Genomic DNA, 20,561 nt, shown 5'->3' with positions numbered 1-20,561 from the left:
GCATCAGAGTAGGGAGTGTAAAATATGATTAGGACTTCGGATTTATTATCCATTGCCCGCTCTGGTGTTGAAGCAAGCAACCAGTTACTCAGTACGACAGGTAATAATATTGCCAATGTTAATACTGATGGATATGTGCGAGAAAGAACTAATTTTGTTGCGGAGCTAATGGGTGGAGTCGGTCAATATACTACTGACCGAGTCGTTAATACTTTTGCTCAAAATCAGCTACGTCGTGATACTACCATGCTTGCAGAGCATGAAGCATATTGGGAAAAAACTGCCATTTTGGACAATGTTTTTGCCGGTGAAGCTAACAGTGTATCGACTAGCATGAGCCGCTTTTTTGCTTCAATGCAAACAGCGAACGATGATCCGACCAATATGTCAGCGCGCCAACTGGTGTTAGGTGATGCTGAATCCATGATTGGACAAATGGGCACCATATCAACGTTTTTAACTGATAAAGAACGTGAAATTAATTTTGAATTTGAAGCATCCCTAAATAAAGTTAATTCACTGGTTGAATCCATCGCATCGTTCAATGATTCTATTCGCATCGTTCAGGCAAATAATCGGCATGATACTCCAGGCGCGTTAATGAACCAGCGTGACTCCGCTATTTTAGAGTTAAGTAGTTTGGTATCAATTGAAACACGCAATAGCTCTAATGGTGATGGTTCGGTTATGGTGAACCTAACCTCGGGTGAGTCACTCGTCATGCAAGATGGTACTTTTAGTGTTTTAGAGGTTAATAATAGCGCAGATCTCAACTACAAATCCCTGCAGCTCACCAGCAATGGTAAACCAACATCGCTGAACCTTACGGAAACTGAATTGGGTGGAACGATTGGTGGTCTGTTTCGTTACCGTGATGAGGTTCTTGAACCAAGTCGTCGAGAACTTGGACAAATAGCACTGGCGGTTACAGAAGCTGTCAATACGCAAAATCGTGCAGGCATGGATTATGATCAACAGTTGGGTGGTGAGATTTTTACACGGCCTGTCAGTATTGGTCTTAATTATCCTGGTAACGCTGATACAACTTCCGTTGTTAACGGTCGTATTTCCCAAGGCGGCGCAAACGCAATAACCAGTGCTGATTACCAGGTTACGATTGATGCCATCACCGCTAGTGTTCCCCCAACAGTCGATGTGACTGTGACATTGCTCAATATTGATGGTTCTATAGTTCTCGATGTGAATGGTGTCCCAAAAACAGATAGTTACCCTGGTCTAGTTGCCCAAAGTGGTGTGTACAGTGAAGTATTAGGTGGTTTAGAGCTAGAGTTTTCAAAAGGATCTGGTTACTCCGCAGAAGATCAGTTTTTAATACAGCCGACCAAGAGTGCTGCTGATAAAATCGAGTTGGTGACAACACGCCCTGAAGACTTAGCGCTTGCCAGTCCAATTAGAATAGATGCTGCGGATGATAATTTAGGTGGTGCGGAGTTAATCTCAACCCAAGTCACGAATACTTTTGTCGATACTACGCCGTTCGATTCTCGTTCATCTGGTTTTGATGGTGCTGGTGGTATTCATGCCCCTGGAGATGCACCCGGTGGAGGCGTAGGTGCGCCATCAAGCATTTTATTTAACTCATCAAATGAGTTCGAGGTGTACGATAGCGCGGGCACATTAATTACTACGGTTAGTGGTGCGGCGTCATTAGATAACTTACTAACGCAGGCCTCTGAAACGGCTGGTTGGCCAGCAGCATTCAGCGCGCTGGATAACTATCCAGGTTATGATTTTAGTCTGCAAGGTGAACCGAAAGCCGGCGACTCGTTCTCTATTGGTTATAATACCAACGGACTTAACGATAACCGTAACGGGTTAATCATGGCTAATTTGCAAAACGAGAATGGCATGCAGTTGAATAATGCTGGGTCGGGCGATCCCGTTAGTTTTCACGAAGCTTACGCCGATACAGTTAGCGATATAGGTCAAAAAGCAGCTAATGCCAACATAGCCGTAAAAGCAGGAGAAGCGCTAAAGTTGCAATCTAAAGATTGGTTTGATTCGGTGTCAGGGGTTAGTTTAGATGAAGAAGCCGCTAATTTAGTGCGCTTTCAACAGTCTTATTCTGCTTCAGCACGTTTGTTGAATACTGCGCAAGAAATGTTCGATACCATTTTGAGTATGGTGAGATAGTGAAACAAGTGAGAGTGAAATAATGCGTATTTCTACTGGTCAATTATATGATAGAAGCATCCGTGCGGTGCTGAAAAATCAAGATGAGTTGTCTGATGTTCAGCAACAATTATCGACTGGAAAAAAGCTACTACGCCCGTCGGATGATCCTGTCGGGACGGCACAGGTTATTCGTTTAACCGAAGAAATTGATTTAATTGCACAATATAATAAAAACAATAATTTGCTAACAAGCAGTATCGCGCAAGAAGAAACGATACTTGGCAATGTGACAGATAATATTCAAAGAGCGCGGCAATTAATGATTCAAGCCGGCAATGGAGTGCTAAGTGCCGAAAACCGAAGTGCCATCGGTATTGAAATTGGACAGATACGTGACCAAATATTTGACGCAATGAACAGTCAAAATGCGAGTGGCGAATATATTTTTGCAGGCTACCAATCTGCTACTCCTGCTTTTAGTTATACCGCCGGCGCTTCAGGGAATAAATACGCTTTTGAAGGTGACCAAGGAATAAATGAAATCAGGGTGTCGAATACATTCTCTTTGGCGATGAATACGTCAGGTCAAACCGTTTTTGAAGATGTTTATGCGCGTCTAACAGGAGATATTACATCAACTAGTGGCGTCACATCAGCGTCTTCGATTATCACTGCTCAATCTGAGTTCGATCAGTTTCATGAGCAAAATTATGATCCAGTCACAGCCGCAAATAACGAATATCAGATTGATATCATTAGCGCCACTGAAGTAAGTATCACTAATTTGGGTACTGGTAATGTTGTCGGTACTGAAATATTTGCAAGTGGCACACCTTTCAATTTCGAAGGGCAGGATTTTACTATTGACGGTAGTGTAGGCGACAGCGTCAACTTCATACTGCAAAAGCCTGAGAAAAAGAACATCACAGAAACCCTTAATGATTTTTATACTAATTTAAGTGATGAAAATATCTCCGATAAAGACTACGAAGAGGGAATTAGAGATGCATTGGTTGGTGTGGACAATAGCTTAACGAGTATTCTTGATTCTATATCAATGCTTGGGAGTAAAATGAATACGGCTCAATCGGTACTTGAGGCTAATTTAGATTTGGAGATAACCCACAAATCAGCCCGGGCCGAAATAGAAGAAGTGGATTATGCTGAAGCGGTATCAGAGCTGAGTAAACAAGAAGCTGCACTGCAGGCAGCTCAGGCTACGTTTTCTCGAGTGACGGGGCTGTCTTTGTTTGATTACATCAGCTAAAGATTATATTTTAACCGCCTGTCTATTTGTATTGGTTTAAGGCAATGTCAACTCTGCCAAATATATATGTGCTTGTTGGTCTTGGTGAGATGAATAATAACTAATAAATAGCCGATTTCCCCTTTTTACCATCGCTGGATAACTGTTGTCACCTGCTGAAGGTAATATAGTAAGCAGTGATACTTTGGCACTTTTTAGGTCGATATTTAGTATGGCCGTTACCAACTTCGTTTTATAAATAACTCTTCCTGCAAGCAGTGCTGAATCATTGTTTAACCGCAACATATTAGGCCCTCCAAGATAAAAACCCAAATCTCGCCACTGCCAATTGCTATAGGGCGGCTTACTGCTCCCTAGTTGCGCGCTATAAGTATCACTATCTCTGCGCAGAATAACGTGTGCCGTACCATTCTCAGCGAAACACATATCGCTTTCATTGGGGTATCCTTTATTGTGCTTTTGTAAACTAAATATTTGACTTCTATGTCGATGAAAACTGCGTTTAGGGTCGCCTGAATAAAGATGCACTGCGTTTTTAGAACGATTGTATGCGATACCATAAGCTTTACCGTCATGCCATCGTAAACGCCACAACCACCAATGCTTTTCGCCTATATTTTTAGGGCTAGACCAACTTAGCCCATCTTGAGATAGCCATATCACGGGATATTGATTACCGAGCTCACCGTGAAGTTTGGTTTTGCTTGTGCGCCGAGCATAAGCAAGTAAAAGCAGCTCCCCCGTTGGGGTAACACTTAATTTAGGATCCCGCAGATCAGTATCCGGCATAATTATACGCTGGGTATAAAGTACCTCTGCACTTTCTGATAACGTTACGACGTTTATTTGTCCGTCATCACTGACATGGTTATCTGCGACGCGAAAAGAGCAGTAAAGTATCCCGTTAAAATCGCATAAATCAGTAAATGCATGGTGTTTACTACCCTGTGTTACGCGCTTTACATCAATAATTTGCATTTTATTTGACCAACCACTATTTAATAAACTCATTGGAACTCAGAAGGTTAGCAAAAGTAAAGCCATGGTTCTTTGCCATAAAAGTAAAATTTATTAAATTTTAATTAAAGAGAGCCTAGCTACAGTCGATAACATTTATGAGAGAGATAGTAATTATGATTTTTAAAATCTCATTATTACTTTTAGAGTTATTTAACCACCAATTTTTTATTTTCGGTTAACAGCGAAAACTGAACTGAAAATGTAGGAGAGAAACCATGGGTTTATTTGTAAATACTAATGTGTCGTCTTTGAACGCACAGCGTCAATTATTTAATTCGTCGACTAGTTTAAATACGTCGTTCGAGCGTCTTTCGTCAGGTTTTAGAATAAATCGAGCAGCTGATGATGCAGCAGGTCTACAAATTTCTGAACGTTTAACTACTCAGATTCAAGGTTTAGACCAAGCCGCTAGAAACGCAAATGATGCAATATCGCTAGTTCAGACTGCTGAAGGTGCGTTGGGTGAGGTTACGTCTTCGCTACAACGTATTCGTACGCTAGCTGTTCAATCACAAAACGGGATTAACTCGTCTGCTGACCGTGCCGCTCTGCAAAAAGAAGTGAAAGCACTTGTTACAGAAATAAGCCGTATTGCAACTGACTCACAGTTTGGTGATGCTACTCTTCTAAATGGTTCGTTTTCTGCTAAATTCTTAGTGGGTGCAAACGGCGGACAAAACATCTCCGTTAACTTGCAGGCTGATAATGTAGGTGGTGGCTTTGCTGCTTCTTCTCTAGGTATTCAAGAGCTTTCGGTTGAGAATATTGCCGGTGCTTCAGGAGCGCTAACAACGATTACTAAGGCTATTTCAACTATAGGAGCAGTACGTGCAGATTTAGGTGCCTTACAGAATCGATTCCAATCGACAATCCGTAACCTGTCGAATATCTCTGAAAACGTATCAGCTGCACGTTCACAAATACGTGATACTGATTTTGCGACCGAAACAGCTGAATTGACTCGTAACCAGATTATTCAACAAGCGAGTTTGACGGTATTGAGTCAGGCAAATCAGCGTCCTCAGGCCGCTCTATCTCTACTCGGTTAATTGAATAGTTAAACTAGGTTTCTAGACCCTTCTGTTAGGGCTTTGAAACCAGGAGATAAAACGCCAGGTTGAGAAGATCCAATCAGTTGAGAGTCTACTCACTCTCTCGCCATTTTAAGCCGAAGGTTATCCTTCGGCTTTTTTCATTTAGTTTTTTACTTTCAAAATAAGATAGATAGTTTATTAATGATCCGTATCTTTCTTTCGAAGATGGAATAACTACTAATAATTTATACGTGTATTTATTTTCGTTTCAATAAGCAAACAACTTTCTACAACCTCATGATCGCGTAAATTACCTCGTAACTGCTACGGCTTTCAAGTCCACACATCTTCATGATCAAACGTCATCCATCCCTCGTGTATTCTTTATCTTGGCATGATTGGCCAGCGACCCTTTTTTTCTAATTCTATAAAACAGAGCTATCACCTGCGCGTCCAGAACGATCAGATTTCTATGCTTCGAGGCAGCATTTGCAACTCATACGCGATCATTGCATTTAGGTTGCTTACTTAACTAGCAGATGTCTAATAAATAGCTGTTCATCTACAGAGAATTTATTCTGGCAGTATTAATTTCTTCCAATGATTATTTTTCGATTAAATGCTAAAGATACTAGAGATATGGCCGATACTATAGTTAAGGTGAATTGTATTTTGTGCTTTTTAAATTCCCGAAAGGGAAAGGATACTGTGAATTTAAGCTGCACAAACGACGTATAGTTTATACGCTAAATTAGTTAAGTTTACGATACTGAAAAGTGGATTATACTTACGATTAGTAATCCGTTATTAGTAACATAAAGACAGGGGATATTTGATGTTGATGCATCTTTGTTCTCTGCATTGTTTACGAGGTGAGTTATGGATATTGGAATATCACAAGTTGGCCAAAATTTTGCTTTGAATTCTGACTTGAAGCAGTTAAATAATGAAGCAAAAGAAGATCTAAATCTGTTTAAAAAGCAATCCGTCGAAGAAGTTAAAGACATTGCTCTTTTAGCCGATAAAGATATTCAAGAGCAGATCGATTTCGAGCTTTCGGACAAAGTGATTGATAGTGCGATCGCTGATGTAAATGAATTTGTTCAGACTAAAAATCGTCAACTGAATTTTTCCGTTGACGAAGGTAGCGGTAGGCAGGTGGTTAAAGTCACTGATTCACAAAGCGGCGATGTAATTCGGCAGATACCCACGGAAGAAGTTCTTAATTTTTCAAAACGGATTAAAGAATTACAAACAGACGTTAGTTCGGCCGTAGGTATGTTTGTTAATAAACAAGCTTAAAATATAAATATATGAGGTAGCTATGTCAATTCAATCGCTTGGAGTAGGTTCAGGTTTAGATCTTGAGGCTCTGGTTAGTCAGCTTTTGGAAGCAGAGCGCGCGCCTAAACAACAACGATTAGATACGCAAGAAGAGTCTTACGACGCTGAAATATCCAGCATTGGCTCACTTAAATCTAAAATGAAAGATTTTTTGGATAGTGTAGAAGAACTGAGCAGTGACGCAGATCTAAAAGGCCGTGAGCCTACCGTTAAAAATCCCAGTGAAGATGTCGAACCTTTTACCGCTGAAGCATCAAATAGTGCTGTAGAAGCGACTTATGCAATAGCGGTTACCCAATTAGCCAGTGGGAGTCGTATAGAAACGGATAACGCCGAGGACGGCGGCTTCGCGAGCACCAGTGACTCCGTTTACACTCAATCATTACCAACCGATCCTGCATCAGGCAGTTTGACATTTAAAATTGGCGCAACCAGTGATAGTTTTTCAATTGATGTGACGGCAGGAATGACGTTACAACAGTTAAGTAGCGCTATCAATAATTCCGATGACAATTTTGGGGTTCGCTCTAGCATTATTGATACGGGTACAGAATCAGGTGGTGCGAAGTTAGTATTTACATCTTCAGTCGAAGGTGAAGGGAATGACCTGGTTATTGTGAATGATAATGATCTTGCGGACCTTAATCGACTTGCAACGACTAATTCAACAGAAACAGTCAACTATTTATCGCCGGTTTTAAATGCTCAAAATTCCAAAGCCACAATTGATGGCATTGCGGTTGAAAGTAGTAGTACAGAGTTTGAAAACGTAATTGAGAATGTGTCATTTTCCGTATCTCAATTGTCTGAACTTGGGGATGACGGTGTTACGCCTCTTACCTCGTCTTTGAAGATAGGCTTTGATACCGAGGCTGTCGAAGAAAAAATTAGAGCGTTCGTTGAAAACTTTAACGCGTTAAATACTGAAATCACCAATTTAACAAAGTATGGTTTATCTGATTTAGAGGACGATGGTGCCCTTGCCGGAGATGCCATGATCCGTGGAATTCAAAATGGTTTATCTAATATTATTGGTTCAAAAGTATCATCTTCTGGTTTAGGTACTTTATTCCAATTAGGCATTGAGTTTAATGAAGATGGCGAGCTAGAAATTGGTTCTTCAAATAAATATGGTTTTGGAAGTGGTGAAGATCGTTTAAAAGAAGCGCTTGAGGATAACTTTGATGATATAGCTGCGTTGTTTACGGATAGTGAAGAAGGTGTGGCTGTTCGGTTAGAAGAATATGTTGAGCAATATACGAAATCTAGTGGCTTATTGACATCTAGAGAACGCTCTGTGAAGGATCAAAAGGATCAACTTTCAGACGAAAGAGTGCAATTTGAGTTAAGATTGGCATCTAGCGAGCAAATACTGCGTGACAAGTATCTCAATCTTGATCAAACCGTAACAAAACTAAATCAAACCGGGTCAGCGCTTATGGCGTCATTAGGTTCAATTTAAAGCAGTAATGGGAGAATTTAAATGGCTTTAAAAGGCATTAACGCATATAAAAAAGGTAACTTGAAGCAAGAAGTTGCACAAGCTGACCCTCATAAATTAACCCTAATGTTGATGCAAGGTGCACTTGATCGAATGGCCTATGCAAAAGGTTGCATAGAGCGGAAAGAGTTTGCCGAAAAGGGGCAACATATCGGCCGATGTACCTCCATATTAATCAACTTACGGGATACGCTCGATTTAACCAATAATGCAGAAGTGGCAGATAATCTTTTTGCTCTTTATGATTACATGGTGCAAAGGTTAACTGATGCGACAGTGCAAAATAGTGTGTCGATTATGGATGAAGTAATTAATTTAATGCTACCAATTAAAACGGCCTGGTCGCAAATACCTGAAGCTGCGAAATTAGAAGCTTACGAAGCGCAACGGCAAAAACGCCAAGCTGCAGTTTGAAAAACATCACACTGACACACGAATATACCCCGCCTGAACTTGAAACTATCAATCAGGAGCTGTCTGAGTTATTAGCTTCAGCAGACCCTGATGAAAAGTCTTTCTATACACTTTCTGTTCGTAGAGATAACTGTATTAATACCTATATTTTAACACTTGATGACGTTCGTAAAACGCTGTTCTGTAAGGCCGAAATTGAAGTCAATAACGCATTAGTTGGCTACGCAGAGCAAATGTTTAAGGCATCTTTAAAGCAATTAAGTGGTTTAGTTCGCGGTCGTAAAGCGGTTAAAAAATATATTTAACCATAGTGGCGTATCCACGTGTTAATCTTACGTTATATATGAATAATTAAATTTTCTTAAAAGTCTATATTATTCATAGCGATATACACTAGAATAGTATCAATATGAGCCTGCAATCACAGTGATGGAATAACAAAATGTTTAACAATAAATCGATTTTAATTACTGGTGGTACAGGCTCGTTTGGTAATCGTTTTGTTTCTTATATCCTCAAAAACTATAACCCTAGAAAAATCATTATTTATTCTCGAGATGAACTTAAGCAGTTCGAGATGCAGCAAGTCTTTGATGAAAAATGTATGCGTTATTTTATTGGCGATGTGCGTGACAAGGACCGTATGATATCCGCAATGCGTGATGTCGATTACGTGGTGCATGCTGCTGCTCTTAAACAGGTTCCTGCCGCTGAGTACAATCCGAATGAGTGCATTAAAACGAATATCTATGGCGCGCAGAATGTCATTGATGCCGCAATTGCGACAAATGTCAGTCGCGTTATAGCACTTTCTACTGACAAAGCAGCCAATCCAGTCAATCTTTATGGGGCAACAAAGCTGGCATCGGATAAATTATTTGTCGCCGCGAATAATATTTCAGGCGCAACGGGACCGCGCTTTTCAGTCGTACGTTACGGTAACGTCGTGGGGTCTCGTGGCTCAGTGGTGCCATTTTATCGTTCTTTACTTGATCAAGGAAAACGTAAGCTCCCGGTTACTCACGCAGAAATGACACGGTTTTGGATAACGCTTGATGAAGGTGTTGAATTTGTTGTTAAAAACTTTCAACGAATGCAGGGCGGCGAAATCTTTGTGCCTAAAATCCCTTCCGTAGACATTCTTGATTTGGTTGAGTCAATGAGCGGTACGCGTGAGCATGAGTTGGTTGGTATTCGCCCTGGCGAAAAATTGCACGAAGTCATGGTCCCAGAAGAAATGGCGCACCACTCTCTAGAGTTTGATGATCATTACGTGATTACGCCGGCGATATTATTTTTCGAAAAAAATATGGATTACAAACGCAATAAGCTTGGAGAAGTAGGCCACCCCGTAGCAGATAAGTTTGAGTACCATTCGGGTACCAACCCTCATTTTTTGACGGTAGATGAGCTGCGCACATTAGAAAAAGCGACGAATTAATTGTGACCATGTTGCCTTATGGTCGCCACACAATCGATCAAGATGATATAGACGCTGTCGTTAATGTACTTAAAAATCAGTTTCTCACTCAAGGGCAATCAGTCCCTGCGTTTGAAAAAGCGTTATGTGAATATACTGGCGCGAGTCACTCGATTGCGGTTAATAGTGGTACGTCTGGATTACATATTGCATGTTTAGCTGCTGGCGTTGGGCCAGACGACGTGGTTTGGACTGTGCCTAATTCATTTGTTGCGTCAGCTAATTGTGCTCATTTTTGTGGTGCGGATATTGATTTTGTTGATATTGACTCTAAAACTCGAAACCTCTCAATTGATGCCTTGAAGCGTAAAATAACGCAGAGCAATAAATTGCCTAAAGCGCTGATAGTTGTGCATTTTGCTGGGGCAAGTTGCGATATGCAGGCGATAGCTGATATTACCGACGAGTATGATATTACGCTTATCGAAGATGCTGCTCATGCATTCGGAGGCAAATACCAAAATCGTCCTATTGGTAGTTGCCAATATAGCGATATGACCGTACTTAGTTTCCACCCAGTAAAATCAATTACTACAGCTGAAGGCGGAGCGGTAACAACAAATAACGAAACGCTACTCGAACGCCTCACTTTATTTGCGAAACACGGTATTACGCGGGAAGATAGTAAGTTAATAGTTAGCGGTCAGGGCGCTTGGTATTACGAACAGCATGAATTGGGTTATAACTATCGTTTAAGTGATATTCACGCAGCGCTTGGCATTTCTCAGCTATGTAAATTAGATGATTTTATTCACTTGAGACGTGAAAAGGCCGAACGTTACTTGGATGCATTAACTGGATTACCCATTATCCTACCTTTGCGTTCAAGTTTAGCTGATAGTGCTTGGCATTTATTTATGATTGAACTCGTTGAACATGACAGGCGAGAAATTTTCGACCTTCTTCGAGAACGCGACATTGGGGTGAATGTGCATTATATTCCAATACATTTGCAGCCTTATTATCAACGGGAAGGCTTTAAGAAAGGCGATTTTCCACATGCAGAGCGCTTTTATCAAAGTGCCATTACTTTGCCACTCTTTCCGACGATGACAGAGTCTGAGCAGCAGTACGTAATCGAAACACTGCATAAGGTATTGCAGTGAATTTTGCTACATGAACCTAGCCATTATACCCGCTAGAGGGGGCAGCAAACGTATCCCTGGTAAGAACAGTAAAATATTCTGTGGCAAACCATTAATTGCCTATTCCATTGAAGCGGCGAAAGAATGCGGGTTGTTCGATAAGATTATTATTTCAACTGACAGCAAGCAAATAGCCGAAACCGCAAAAGAGTATGGCGCAGAAATCCCTTTTCTAAGACCAAGCAATTTGTCTGATGATTTTACCGGTACCGTTCCTGTGGTTCGCCATGCAATCACTCAAATGCAGCAGCTAGGAATGAATCCAAGCCATACGTGCTGTATTTACGCTACAGCTCCGTTTATACAAGCGTCGGCTCTAAAGGACGGATTTGAAAAGCTAAGAGCTGATGATGCTAAGCACTACGCCTTTTCCGTCACCAGCTTTCCATTTCCTATTCAACGGGCGCTTAAAATGCAAAATGGCGGTGTATTTCCTTTTAGTCCACAAGACATCCCTAAGCGATCGCAAGATTTAGAGGAGGCTTTTCATGATGCAGGGCAGTTTTATTGGGGTACAAGTAACGCATTTTTAAAAGGGATCCCCACATTCAGTGAAACCAGTATTCCGATTGTGTTACCTCGCCATTTGGTGCAAGACATTGACACACTTGAGGATTGGGAGCGAGCTGAGCTAATGTATAAAGCGTTTATGCAATCCAAAAGAGGGGAATAGTATGGAGCAAACGACATCACTAAATTTGGAGCGAATACTGCTTATCCGTATGTTGAGCGTGAAAGACACCGCGACCATTGGGGTGGCAGCGCTACGTCATTTTCAGCATAAATTCCCTGAAAGTAACATTGATTTTCTAACCTTTGGTGATGGCGTAGATATCATCCATCTGGTTGACCCAAAAATAACAACACTCAGCTTATCGGCGCATGCTTGGCCAAATGATTTGTTAGTGGCGATAGAAGCTTTTTTGGGATTAGCGGAACAGATAATCCCCATGGAATACACGCAAATAGTCAATCTTGATACTGCGTTTATGCCCTGTTTTTTAGCGCGCTTTCTGCATGACGCTGGCGAAAATGTAGCGGGTAATATGTTAAATATTTCAGTGCAAACGTTACTCAGTCAATTTCAGGATCAAAGTCTACAACCAGAGTTTGTTCAATCGACTGAACGGTACATGCAAAGCACCTTTCACGGAATGACACGTTTACATAGTCAATGGTGGAATACTCAACAACAGTTTGATGCAGGCTTTACAGAGTTTTATTTAAAAGAATGCTGCGGTTTTAAAGACATTAATATTGATGTGCATCTACCGGTTGAGCGTATTCAAGAGGCTGTATCCCAATTCCCGGATAATGCTGATACAAAATTGCAGCCTGAAAAAACAGTGCCGAAACAAATAGTCTTATGTTTAGCTGATGCACACGACGGATATGCCTATCCATATATAACTCAGCTTAAAACAATATTAGAAGACAAAGGGTTTGCTGTTTGGTCTAACGCGAATACCAAGTTGCCTCTGTTGCAAACTCTAAGCAAAGTAGCACACGCTGATGTAGTCGTTACTAAGCCTGGGGAGTCTCAATGGTATGGTAATGCAGTCGGCTGCTTGACACTGTTAATCAGTGCCAGTGAATCTCCTCTAATAAGTATGCCAGACTACGCGACGGACCAAACAGAACGTTGCCCAGTGCATTGTCCGTTTACGCAAAGTGCAGGGCAGCCAGTGTGTTGTTGTGACTCCCCTGAAGAATTGGCGGATGACATTGAGTCAATTTTTGCTGAACAAAGTCGATAACCTAAAAGTAAATATATTCATGCTAAGAACGTTTTTATGCCAATAAATAAACATACCACGATTTTCATTGGAGATAGGCCGATTGGGCATCAGCACCCCCCTTTTATCATTGCAGAGCTGAGCGGCAATCATAATCAGCAGCTAGGGTTAGCATTGGAGATGGTTGACGCTGCCGCGAAGGCCGGAGCCCATGCGATAAAACTGCAGACGTTTACCGCTGATAGTATGACGCTTGATGTAAAATCTGCAGATTTCATTATCCAAGAAAAAGACAGTTTATGGCATGGCGCATCGCTACACGGCCTATACGAGAAAGCAGCCACGCCGTATGAATGGCACAGCGTGTTATTCGATAGGGCTAAAGCATTAGGTATGTTGGCCTTTAGTTCCCCCTTTGATGCTAACGCGGTAGATTTTCTAAGTGAGCTAGATGTGCCGTGCTACAAGATTGCTTCTTTTGAACTGACGGATATACCGCTTATTACCAAAACCGCTTCTAAGGGCAAGCCGATGATCATGTCCACTGGCATGGCATCATTAAGTGAAATTGAAATGGCGATATCCACAGCAATGGCTGCGGGTTGCAACGACATTGTTTTGCTTAAGTGCACAAGCACCTATCCCGCAAAAGCGTTAAATACAAACTTGCACACCATTCCTCATCTTCGTGACGCTTTCGGCTGCGAAGTAGGACTGTCGGATCACACCGCCGGTGTCGGGGTGTCGGTTGCTTCGGTGGCGTTGGGTGCCAGCGTGATTGAAAAACACTTCGTACTCGACAGGCAAGCAGGTGGCGTAGATGCAGCATTCTCGTTAGAGCCAAGTGAATTTAAAATGCTGGTGGACGAAACCGAACGGGCATGGCAAGCACTTGGTGAAGTTAAATATGGTGGCAGCGATGTTGAGCAAAAGTCCAAGCAATATCGGCGTTCTATCTATGCTTGTGAAGATATTAAAGCAGGTGAGCAATTTACTACGTTAAATCTGCGAGTGGTTCGTCCCGCGTTCGGGCTTGCTCCTAAGCACTGGGATGGTGTTCAGGGCAAACACGCCACGCAAAATATCGTAAAAGGCACTGCGCTAAACTGGTCTCATGTTCGCTAACGCGCTCAAACCGCAATGTATTATATTTCGGGTAGATGCGGGATCGGAGCTCGGGTTGGGGCACCTAATGCGTTGCTTAGCTCTGGCTCAAGGGCTCGAAGCGCAAGGCGTGCGAGTGTTATTTGCTGTGAGTCAGAATAGTTTGCTACATTGCCAATCCCGCAGCGATTGGGTGGGGGAAATACACCCCGTAGCGGGTATTTCGTTATATGATGAGCACCACGAGCTACAGCAGTTGTGCGTTAAAGAGAAAGCAGATTGGTTAATACTAGACGGATATCAATTTGATTTTAGTTATCGAAAATCACTTTATTTAGGTGCCTGCAAACTCGCTATGTTTGATGATGGTCAATTACTAGAAGCTGACATTGAAGACAGCCAGTTGGCAATGATTATTAATTGGGCGAGCGGGGCACAGGAATTAGCGTATAAGGCGCTTTCACCCAACGCACAGCGTTGCACTGGGGGTACCTTTCGTGTGCTTAGGCAAGAATTCTATCAGGTAGCACCGCTGACCTTTGATAAGCGAAACCGATTGATCATTATGTTCGGTGGCAGCGACCCAAACCAACTTACTCAGCCATTGTTGAAGCATTTTAATGATTCCTTTATTCGACTCCCAATTACCATAATAACAGGAAGTGGGTATCAATATTTAGACTCGCTTAATGACGCCATAAAACAAAGCCACCTGTCGATTGAACATTTTCATGACTGCCAACAGGTAGCCAGTTTATTTCAAGAGGCGCGTTTAGTTGTTTCGGCTGCGGGGGCCAGTCAATTTGAATTGCTGCATTGTGCCGCACCGTCAATATTAGTCGTTACGGCAAAGAATCAACAATTCGCTAGTGCTCAAGCGAGTAAAAAAGGGTGGTGTCTTGTGAGTGATCAAAGCACCCTTCAAGCAATGGGTGGCGATGAACTGGACACTAATGTAAAAGAGCAATTACTCTCACAAATAGTACAAAAAACAATGGCTTTGTGGCACCAACCTGAACAACTGAAAAAAATGCATAGCAACGCACTATCGGCTCGTCAGCAAAACGGGTTTACCCACATTTATGCAGGGCTATATCCAGAGTCAGTTAATCAGCCTACTCGGACAGCAAGCGATGAGTAGCACTGCTAGTGAGCATTGTTTTATACCCATTAATGCATCACATTTATCCATTGTTTGGCACTGGCGAAATAGTGATAGAGTGCGAGCCAACATGCATTACGATAAGTTGATTACGTGGGAAGAGCATAAAGACTGGTTCGACGCATTACTGCACGACCCTAACCGGGAATGTTGGATATATTGTCAACATGCGCGTCCCATTGGTGTATTGAATTTTAGTGAAACTCAACAACAAGTAATACAGTGGGGGTGTTACTTAGGTGAAGTAAACTGTGCACCAGGCAGCGGATTAATACTCGAATGGGCCGCGCTCGAGTATGCTGCACAAAATACAAACTGCATAGGGCTAGATGCGCAAGTATTGTCGTTCAATACGGCGGCTTTAAAACTGCACAAACTATTTAATTACACACTAATAAAAATAGAAAGTGGTGGAATGCGAATACGAAATGAGCAATCAGAACTGGAACAGTTCGACATTCACTTTTTTCACTATGCTATGCACAAATGGCGACAGCACAGAGATAAAGTGCTAACCACGTTACCCAAACCCATTCAAAGAGGATGTCAGCAAGTGACATTTTTGAGTAAGGAACAAATGTGAATATTGAACAGACAGTTAAACGCGCAATGAGTGATGTTGCTCAGTTGAGTGATTGCCAACTCATTGAAACGATAGAGCCTGATACGTTACTGCTGCAGTCAGGGCTTGATTCTTTAGGGTACGCAATGTTAGTGGCTCAACTAGAAGAAGAATTAGGCATTGACCCTTTTACGGAACTGGCGATTACAGTCTACCCTGCAACATTTGCTGAGTTTGTCGCAGTTTATGCACAAGGATTAGAGCAAAAGCGCGATTAATGAGCAACTTAGCGTCACTTCTAATCAATAGGGCAGTTACTCCTGTCATTGAGTCAGCAAGTCAGTCATTTTCAGTTGAGTGGCTACTTGAATTAGCTCAGCAGTGGCGAGAGGAATATCAGCACCTCAAAAATAAACCCTTAGCATTGATATACACTGACAGTGCTTCTTTTAGTGTTGGGTTGCTTGCATTTGATGGCTTTTGCTCTGATCTTTATTTATGCTCAGCGTCGTTGGTAAAAAGTATTGATCCTAGTTATCAGCGCCTTTCGATAAATATATACCCAGCATCTGAACAACATATTAAGCTGAGTCAAGAAGACGCAGAGATTGCCCAGAAATCGAGCTTTCGTGTCGATCATGCTTTTACTCACACAATCGTCACACGATGGTGGTTGGCCTCATCGGGAACATCAGGGCAACCTAAATGGTTTAGTCACTCCCTTGCTTCGTTAACACTCAGTACTAAGGCTTCACCAACGCTTTCAGCCCTATGTTGGGCAAACTTGTATCAACCCTATCGATACGCAGGCCTGCAGGTATTGCTGCAAGCATTGACCAGCGGTGCAACGTTGGTTGATGGGAGCTCTGAGGACTTAATAACAAACATGAAGCACTTTGCTAGAGAAAAGGTCAGCGCACTTTCCGCTACCCCAAGCATGTGGCGTCAAATGCTGATGACAAATCAGCTCCTAAATCTACCGTTAAAACGTATTACGCTCGGTGGTGAGACGGTTGACCAACCTTTGCTCGATAAGCTCTCTGCACTTTATCCTGACGCCAGTATCCGTCACATCTATGCATCCACGGAAGCCGGAGTAGGCTTCGTAGTAGCAGACAAGCTAGCGGGCTTTCCCGTCGATTGGTTACAGCAAGGCGTGGGTCGTGCGCAACTACGAATTGATGAAAACCAACATTTACGCATAAAACCGAGCCATAAATTGGATGCACAACTTGAAGCACTCATTGATGAAAAGGGCTATTTAGATACCCAAGATCAAGTTCAAATCGAAGGTGAACGAGTACTTTTTCTTGGACGTGCAAGTGGGGTCATCAACGTAGGTGGCAATAAGGTACACCCTGAAAAAGTGGAGTCGATAATTTTATCTGTTGCCGGCGTATTACAGGCCAAGGTGTATGGCCAGGCTAATAGTGTGCTGGGGAGTTTAGTGGTTGCTGATATTGTGATCGATTCACATCATGATTGGTCGAGTATTAGTCACAGCGTGCGCGAGCGGTGCAAATTGATACTGCAACGTTTTGAAATTCCTGTAAAATTACGCCATATTGACAGTTTGGTAGTAAGCCCAACAGGTAAACTAAACAGGAGCGATAATGTCTGAATATGTTGTGGTAACAGGGGCAAGTAGAGGCTTAGGTTTGGCTATTTGCCGAGACATACTCGACTCTGGCATGTCTGTGGTAGCACTTTCTCGAACCTATAGTACTGAACTACAAAAATTGGTTGCGTCAAAGCCTGAGCTTTGCCACTTCGTCGAAGCGGATTTAGCGGATTTAGAACATATTCCAGCGTTGTGTAAATCCATCGTGAAAACCTTTGGTCGCCCCTACGGTTTGGTTAATAATGCCGCTGTTGGGCATGATGGTGTACTAGCCACCATGCCGAATGGTGTAATTGATAGTTTAATGCGCCTGAATGTGCAATCTCCTATGTTATTAAGTAAGTACTTGCTACGCTCAATGTTGCTTAATCGAAAAGGGCGAGTGATCAATATTTCATCGATAATCGCTAAAACAGGATTTAATGGCCTGAGTGTTTATGCTGCAAGCAAAGCCGCTTTAGAGGGCTTCAGTAAATCGCTAGCCAGAGAAGTAGGCAAGGCAGGCATTACCGTAAATTGTGTTGCACCCGGTTATATGCAAACTGACATGACAGGTGATTTACAGGGTGAAAAGTTAGCGTCGATTAAGCGCAGAAGCCCATTGGGTAAATTAGCCAGTGTTGAAGATGCCGCTGCTATGGTCAGCTTTTTATTAAGTGACAAAGGCTCTGCTATCACTGGGACTGTGATGACGGTCGATGCGGGAAGTACCGCTTAAAGATTAGAATACGGGCGATTAAAGTCGACTCAGTACTAGCCGATAATAAAGTATACCTAAGATAGTCAGTCTATTTAGAAAGAGCGAAATATGCAGAATCACTCCAAACAAACACCCACAGTCGTGATCTTTGGCGCAAGTTTGTCTGGTCGTTCTGCGTTATCTGAGCTTTCCAAGCAATATGATATTGTCGCGTTCGCTGACAATGACAGTGCTAAACACGGTTCAAAAATTCAGAATATTCCGATTGTTTCACCTTTGGACTTGGCCTCGCTAGCTCCTGATAAGGTTATGATTGCCAGTGAATTTTTCGAACAAATTGAAGAACAGTTGGCGCAACTCGTACCTGAAATAAGCGTCGAAGTGTTACCGGCTAGGCTGATTAAACCGATACAACTAAAAAACTCTCATAGGCAAGGTCAAACCGCCGTGGATTTGCTGCTAATGCTTTCAGCAAATCTAAACTCACACGATGTGCCTCATTATATTGACGCAGGCACGTTACTTGGAGTGTATAGAGATAATGCACTTATCCCATGGGATGATGATTTAGATTTTTCAGTCAATGCACAATATTTGGAACATACAGTTGAGACACTAGAGCAATTGTTACCAAAATTGCTCGAGCTAACTGGAGTGCCATGGACGTTACATCAATACGTTAATCAGCGGGAATACGGTGCAGTGTCAGTAGGAGCCATACGAGCACTAAAATTTCTACCTTCAGAAGAGAACGTGACTTTACCGGGAATAGATTTTTTCGTTAAATATATCGACGGAGAATATATGGACTATTGCTTAGCTTCACGCGGGTTTCGTATGCCTACTCGGCATTTTTCTAACATTCGAGGTCATTCGTTTTCTGAGGGAACTGTTTACTTACCACACGACGTTGAAGACTATTTAGAAGGGCATTACGGCGATTGGCAGACCCCTAATCAAGACTGGTCACTCAATCAAATTAAATCCGCTACTGTGTTCACTGCTGAGGATTAAATGAAAACGATTATTACCTATGGCACGTTTGATTTACTGCATATTGGGCATATCAATATGCTTGAGCGGCTAAGAGCGTTAGGTGATCGACTGATAGTTGGCGTATCGACTGATGAGTTTAACGCTGTTAAAGATAAGAATAGCTTATATAGCTATGCTGACAGAGCTAAGATTGTTGGAGCATTGCGTTGTGTCGATGAAGTCATACCGGAAAATGATTGGCAGCAAAAACGCAAGGATATTGAAAAGTATAGCGTCGATATTTTTGGGATCGGTGCTGATTGGCAAGGCAAGTTTGACGATCTAATGTCACATTGCGAAGTCGTGTATTTGCCTAGAACACCAAGTATTTCAACCACAAATTTAAAGAAGGTATTGTCAAAAATTGACGACACTTCTATCAAAAAAATAAAACAAGGCTTGGATGGGGTACTCGAAATTGTAAAGGCATTGGAATGATAATAATAAACCACATGTTATTCGGACATAATTTATAATGGCTTCAGATCCTATCATTCAGGTTTTAATGCCGGTTTTTAATGCCGATAGATATTTGACGTTAGCAATTGATTCTATTCGAAACCAAAGTTTTTTAGAGTGGGAGCTATTGATTATTGATGACGGCTCTACTGATGAATCACTAGAAATAATTAAAGCTATGGCTACAAAGGACTCTCGTATAACTTGGAGAGCAAGAGAGAATAGGGGACTAGTAAGCACTTTAAATGAGTTAGTTGAGTGGTCAACATCTTCGTTCTTGGCCAGGATGGACGCAGACGATATCTGCTCAGAGCGGCGTTTAGAACATCAATTACATTACTTAAAAGAAGCTGACCTTGATATTGTGGGTTGTTGGGCGGAAGTATTTGGAAGTAAAAATGAGGTGTGGCATTTCAGACAGTTTCATGAAGATATTCATATAACGAGTGTCTTTGGTAAGAGCTGTATGCTCATTGCTTCATTACTTTGCAGAAGGAAAGTATTTGAAGGCTATGCATTTAATCCAGAATATACGCATCTAGAAGAATATGATTTTATTTCAAGAATTGTAGCTGACAATAAATATAAGCTAGGTGGATTGCGTGAAGTATTATATCGCTATCGGCAACACGATGATTCGATTATATATACACAACAGGCATATCGCGAGAAACTCTATAAACATCGATTATATGAACATCTAAAAAAATTGGGTGTACAACTTGAGCCTCGTGAATTTGAATATTACCTTAAGTTTATTCACTGCACAGAAGTACCTTTGAATGAAATAGATGACTTAGCTATGGTTGTTGAAAAAGTTTTTAAAAAAATCTCTTTATTA

At 41.8% G+C, this 20,561-nt stretch carries 21 protein-coding genes; 20 read left to right on the top strand and 1 reads right to left on the bottom strand.

What is annotated here, in order from left to right:
- The first annotated feature begins 24 nt into the window (after positions 1–24).
- Both flgK and flgL read left to right on the top strand, forming a co-directional pair.
- Complete coding sequence (gene flgK, locus GQS54_RS16255; protein ID WP_166425008.1) at positions 25–2,154, top strand: flagellar hook-associated protein FlgK; 2,130 nt, start codon at positions 25–27, stop codon at positions 2,152–2,154.
- A gap of 22 nt (positions 2,155–2,176) precedes the next feature.
- On the top strand, positions 2,177–3,403 hold the full coding sequence (flgL, locus tag GQS54_RS16250; protein WP_166425007.1) for a flagellar hook-associated protein FlgL: 1,227 nt from the start codon (positions 2,177–2,179) through the stop codon (positions 3,401–3,403).
- Between the two features lie 36 nt (positions 3,404–3,439).
- Here flgL and GQS54_RS16245 read toward each other — a convergent pair whose 3' ends face one another.
- A complete protein-coding gene (locus GQS54_RS16245) occupies positions 3,440–4,381 on the bottom strand; it encodes a hypothetical protein (protein WP_166425047.1) in 942 nt (313 codons plus the stop codon).
- 257 nt (positions 4,382–4,638) lie between these two features.
- On the opposite strand from GQS54_RS16245, the gene GQS54_RS16240 reads away from it, so the two are divergent.
- The 18 genes from GQS54_RS16240 to GQS54_RS16155 form a co-directional block, all read left to right on the top strand.
- Entirely contained in the window at positions 4,639–5,472 is an 834-nt protein-coding gene (locus GQS54_RS16240; RefSeq protein WP_166425006.1) for a flagellin, read from the top strand.
- Positions 5,473–6,336: 864 nt separating this feature from the next.
- Complete coding sequence (locus GQS54_RS16235) at positions 6,337–6,759, top strand: flagellar protein FlaG (RefSeq protein WP_166425005.1); 423 nt, start codon at positions 6,337–6,339, stop codon at positions 6,757–6,759.
- Between the two features lie 22 nt (positions 6,760–6,781).
- Positions 6,782–8,263 (top strand): flagellar filament capping protein FliD, encoded by a 1,482-nt coding sequence (gene fliD / locus GQS54_RS16230; RefSeq protein WP_166425004.1) that lies wholly within the window; start codon positions 6,782–6,784, stop codon positions 8,261–8,263.
- Between the two features lie 21 nt (positions 8,264–8,284).
- Positions 8,285–8,716, top strand: coding sequence for a flagellar export chaperone FliS (gene fliS, locus GQS54_RS16225; RefSeq protein ID WP_166425003.1), 432 nt, complete (start codon positions 8,285–8,287; stop codon positions 8,714–8,716).
- Positions 8,713–9,021 carry a hypothetical protein gene (locus GQS54_RS16220; RefSeq protein WP_166425002.1) on the top strand — a complete coding sequence of 103 codons (309 nt, stop codon included), beginning with the start codon at positions 8,713–8,715 and terminating at the stop codon, positions 9,019–9,021. The genes fliS and GQS54_RS16220 overlap by 4 nt, the downstream gene beginning before the upstream one ends.
- Before the next feature lie 137 nt (positions 9,022–9,158).
- Complete coding sequence (gene pseB, locus GQS54_RS16215) at positions 9,159–10,157, top strand: UDP-N-acetylglucosamine 4,6-dehydratase (inverting) (protein WP_166425001.1); 999 nt, start codon at positions 9,159–9,161, stop codon at positions 10,155–10,157.
- Positions 10,158–10,165: 8 nt separating this feature from the next.
- A complete protein-coding gene (gene pseC / locus GQS54_RS16210; protein WP_166425046.1) occupies positions 10,166–11,302 on the top strand; it encodes a UDP-4-amino-4,6-dideoxy-N-acetyl-beta-L-altrosamine transaminase in 1,137 nt (378 codons plus the stop codon).
- Positions 11,303–11,312: 10 nt separating this feature from the next.
- The gene (gene pseF, locus GQS54_RS16205; protein ID WP_166425000.1) at positions 11,313–12,014 is read left to right on the top strand and encodes a pseudaminic acid cytidylyltransferase; all 702 of its coding nucleotides are present in this window, start codon (positions 11,313–11,315) and stop codon (positions 12,012–12,014) included.
- Between the two features lies 1 nt (position 12,015).
- Positions 12,016–13,098, top strand: a complete 1,083-nt coding sequence (locus GQS54_RS16200; RefSeq protein ID WP_166424999.1) for a hypothetical protein — start codon at positions 12,016–12,018, stop codon at positions 13,096–13,098.
- Positions 13,099–13,134: 36 nt separating this feature from the next.
- A complete protein-coding gene (gene pseI, locus GQS54_RS16195; RefSeq protein WP_166424998.1) occupies positions 13,135–14,202 on the top strand; it encodes a pseudaminic acid synthase in 1,068 nt (355 codons plus the stop codon).
- The gene (pseG, locus tag GQS54_RS16190) at positions 14,192–15,322 is read left to right on the top strand and encodes a UDP-2,4-diacetamido-2,4,6-trideoxy-beta-L-altropyranose hydrolase (protein WP_166424997.1); all 1,131 of its coding nucleotides are present in this window, start codon (positions 14,192–14,194) and stop codon (positions 15,320–15,322) included. The genes pseI and pseG overlap by 11 nt, the downstream gene beginning before the upstream one ends.
- Entirely contained in the window at positions 15,315–15,926 is a 612-nt protein-coding gene (gene pseH / locus GQS54_RS16185) for a UDP-4-amino-4,6-dideoxy-N-acetyl-beta-L-altrosamine N-acetyltransferase (protein ID WP_166424996.1), read from the top strand. Before pseG ends, pseH begins: the two co-directional genes overlap by 8 nt.
- Positions 15,923–16,183, top strand: a complete 261-nt coding sequence (locus tag GQS54_RS16180; protein ID WP_166424995.1) for an acyl carrier protein — start codon at positions 15,923–15,925, stop codon at positions 16,181–16,183. Before pseH ends, GQS54_RS16180 begins: the two co-directional genes overlap by 4 nt.
- Complete coding sequence (locus GQS54_RS16175; RefSeq protein ID WP_166424994.1) at positions 16,183–17,526, top strand: AMP-binding protein; 1,344 nt, start codon at positions 16,183–16,185, stop codon at positions 17,524–17,526. The genes GQS54_RS16180 and GQS54_RS16175 overlap by 1 nt, the downstream gene beginning before the upstream one ends.
- Complete coding sequence (locus GQS54_RS16170) at positions 17,519–18,244, top strand: SDR family oxidoreductase (RefSeq protein ID WP_166424993.1); 726 nt, start codon at positions 17,519–17,521, stop codon at positions 18,242–18,244. Before GQS54_RS16175 ends, GQS54_RS16170 begins: the two co-directional genes overlap by 8 nt.
- Before the next feature lie 90 nt (positions 18,245–18,334).
- A complete protein-coding gene (locus tag GQS54_RS16165; protein ID WP_166424992.1) occupies positions 18,335–19,240 on the top strand; it encodes a LicD family protein in 906 nt (301 codons plus the stop codon).
- Positions 19,241–19,699, top strand: coding sequence for an adenylyltransferase/cytidyltransferase family protein (locus GQS54_RS16160; protein ID WP_166424991.1), 459 nt, complete (start codon positions 19,241–19,243; stop codon positions 19,697–19,699).
- 37 nt (positions 19,700–19,736) lie between these two features.
- On the top strand, positions 19,737–20,561 hold an 825-nt coding region (locus GQS54_RS16155; protein ID WP_205967796.1), incomplete at its 3' end, for a glycosyltransferase family 2 protein.

The sequence above is a fragment of the Paraglaciecola sp. 20A4 genome (genome assembly GCF_011378905.1).
Classification (GTDB): Bacteria; Pseudomonadota; Gammaproteobacteria; order Enterobacterales; family Alteromonadaceae; genus Paraglaciecola.
This window is presented reverse-complemented; position numbering and strand designations above follow the sequence as displayed.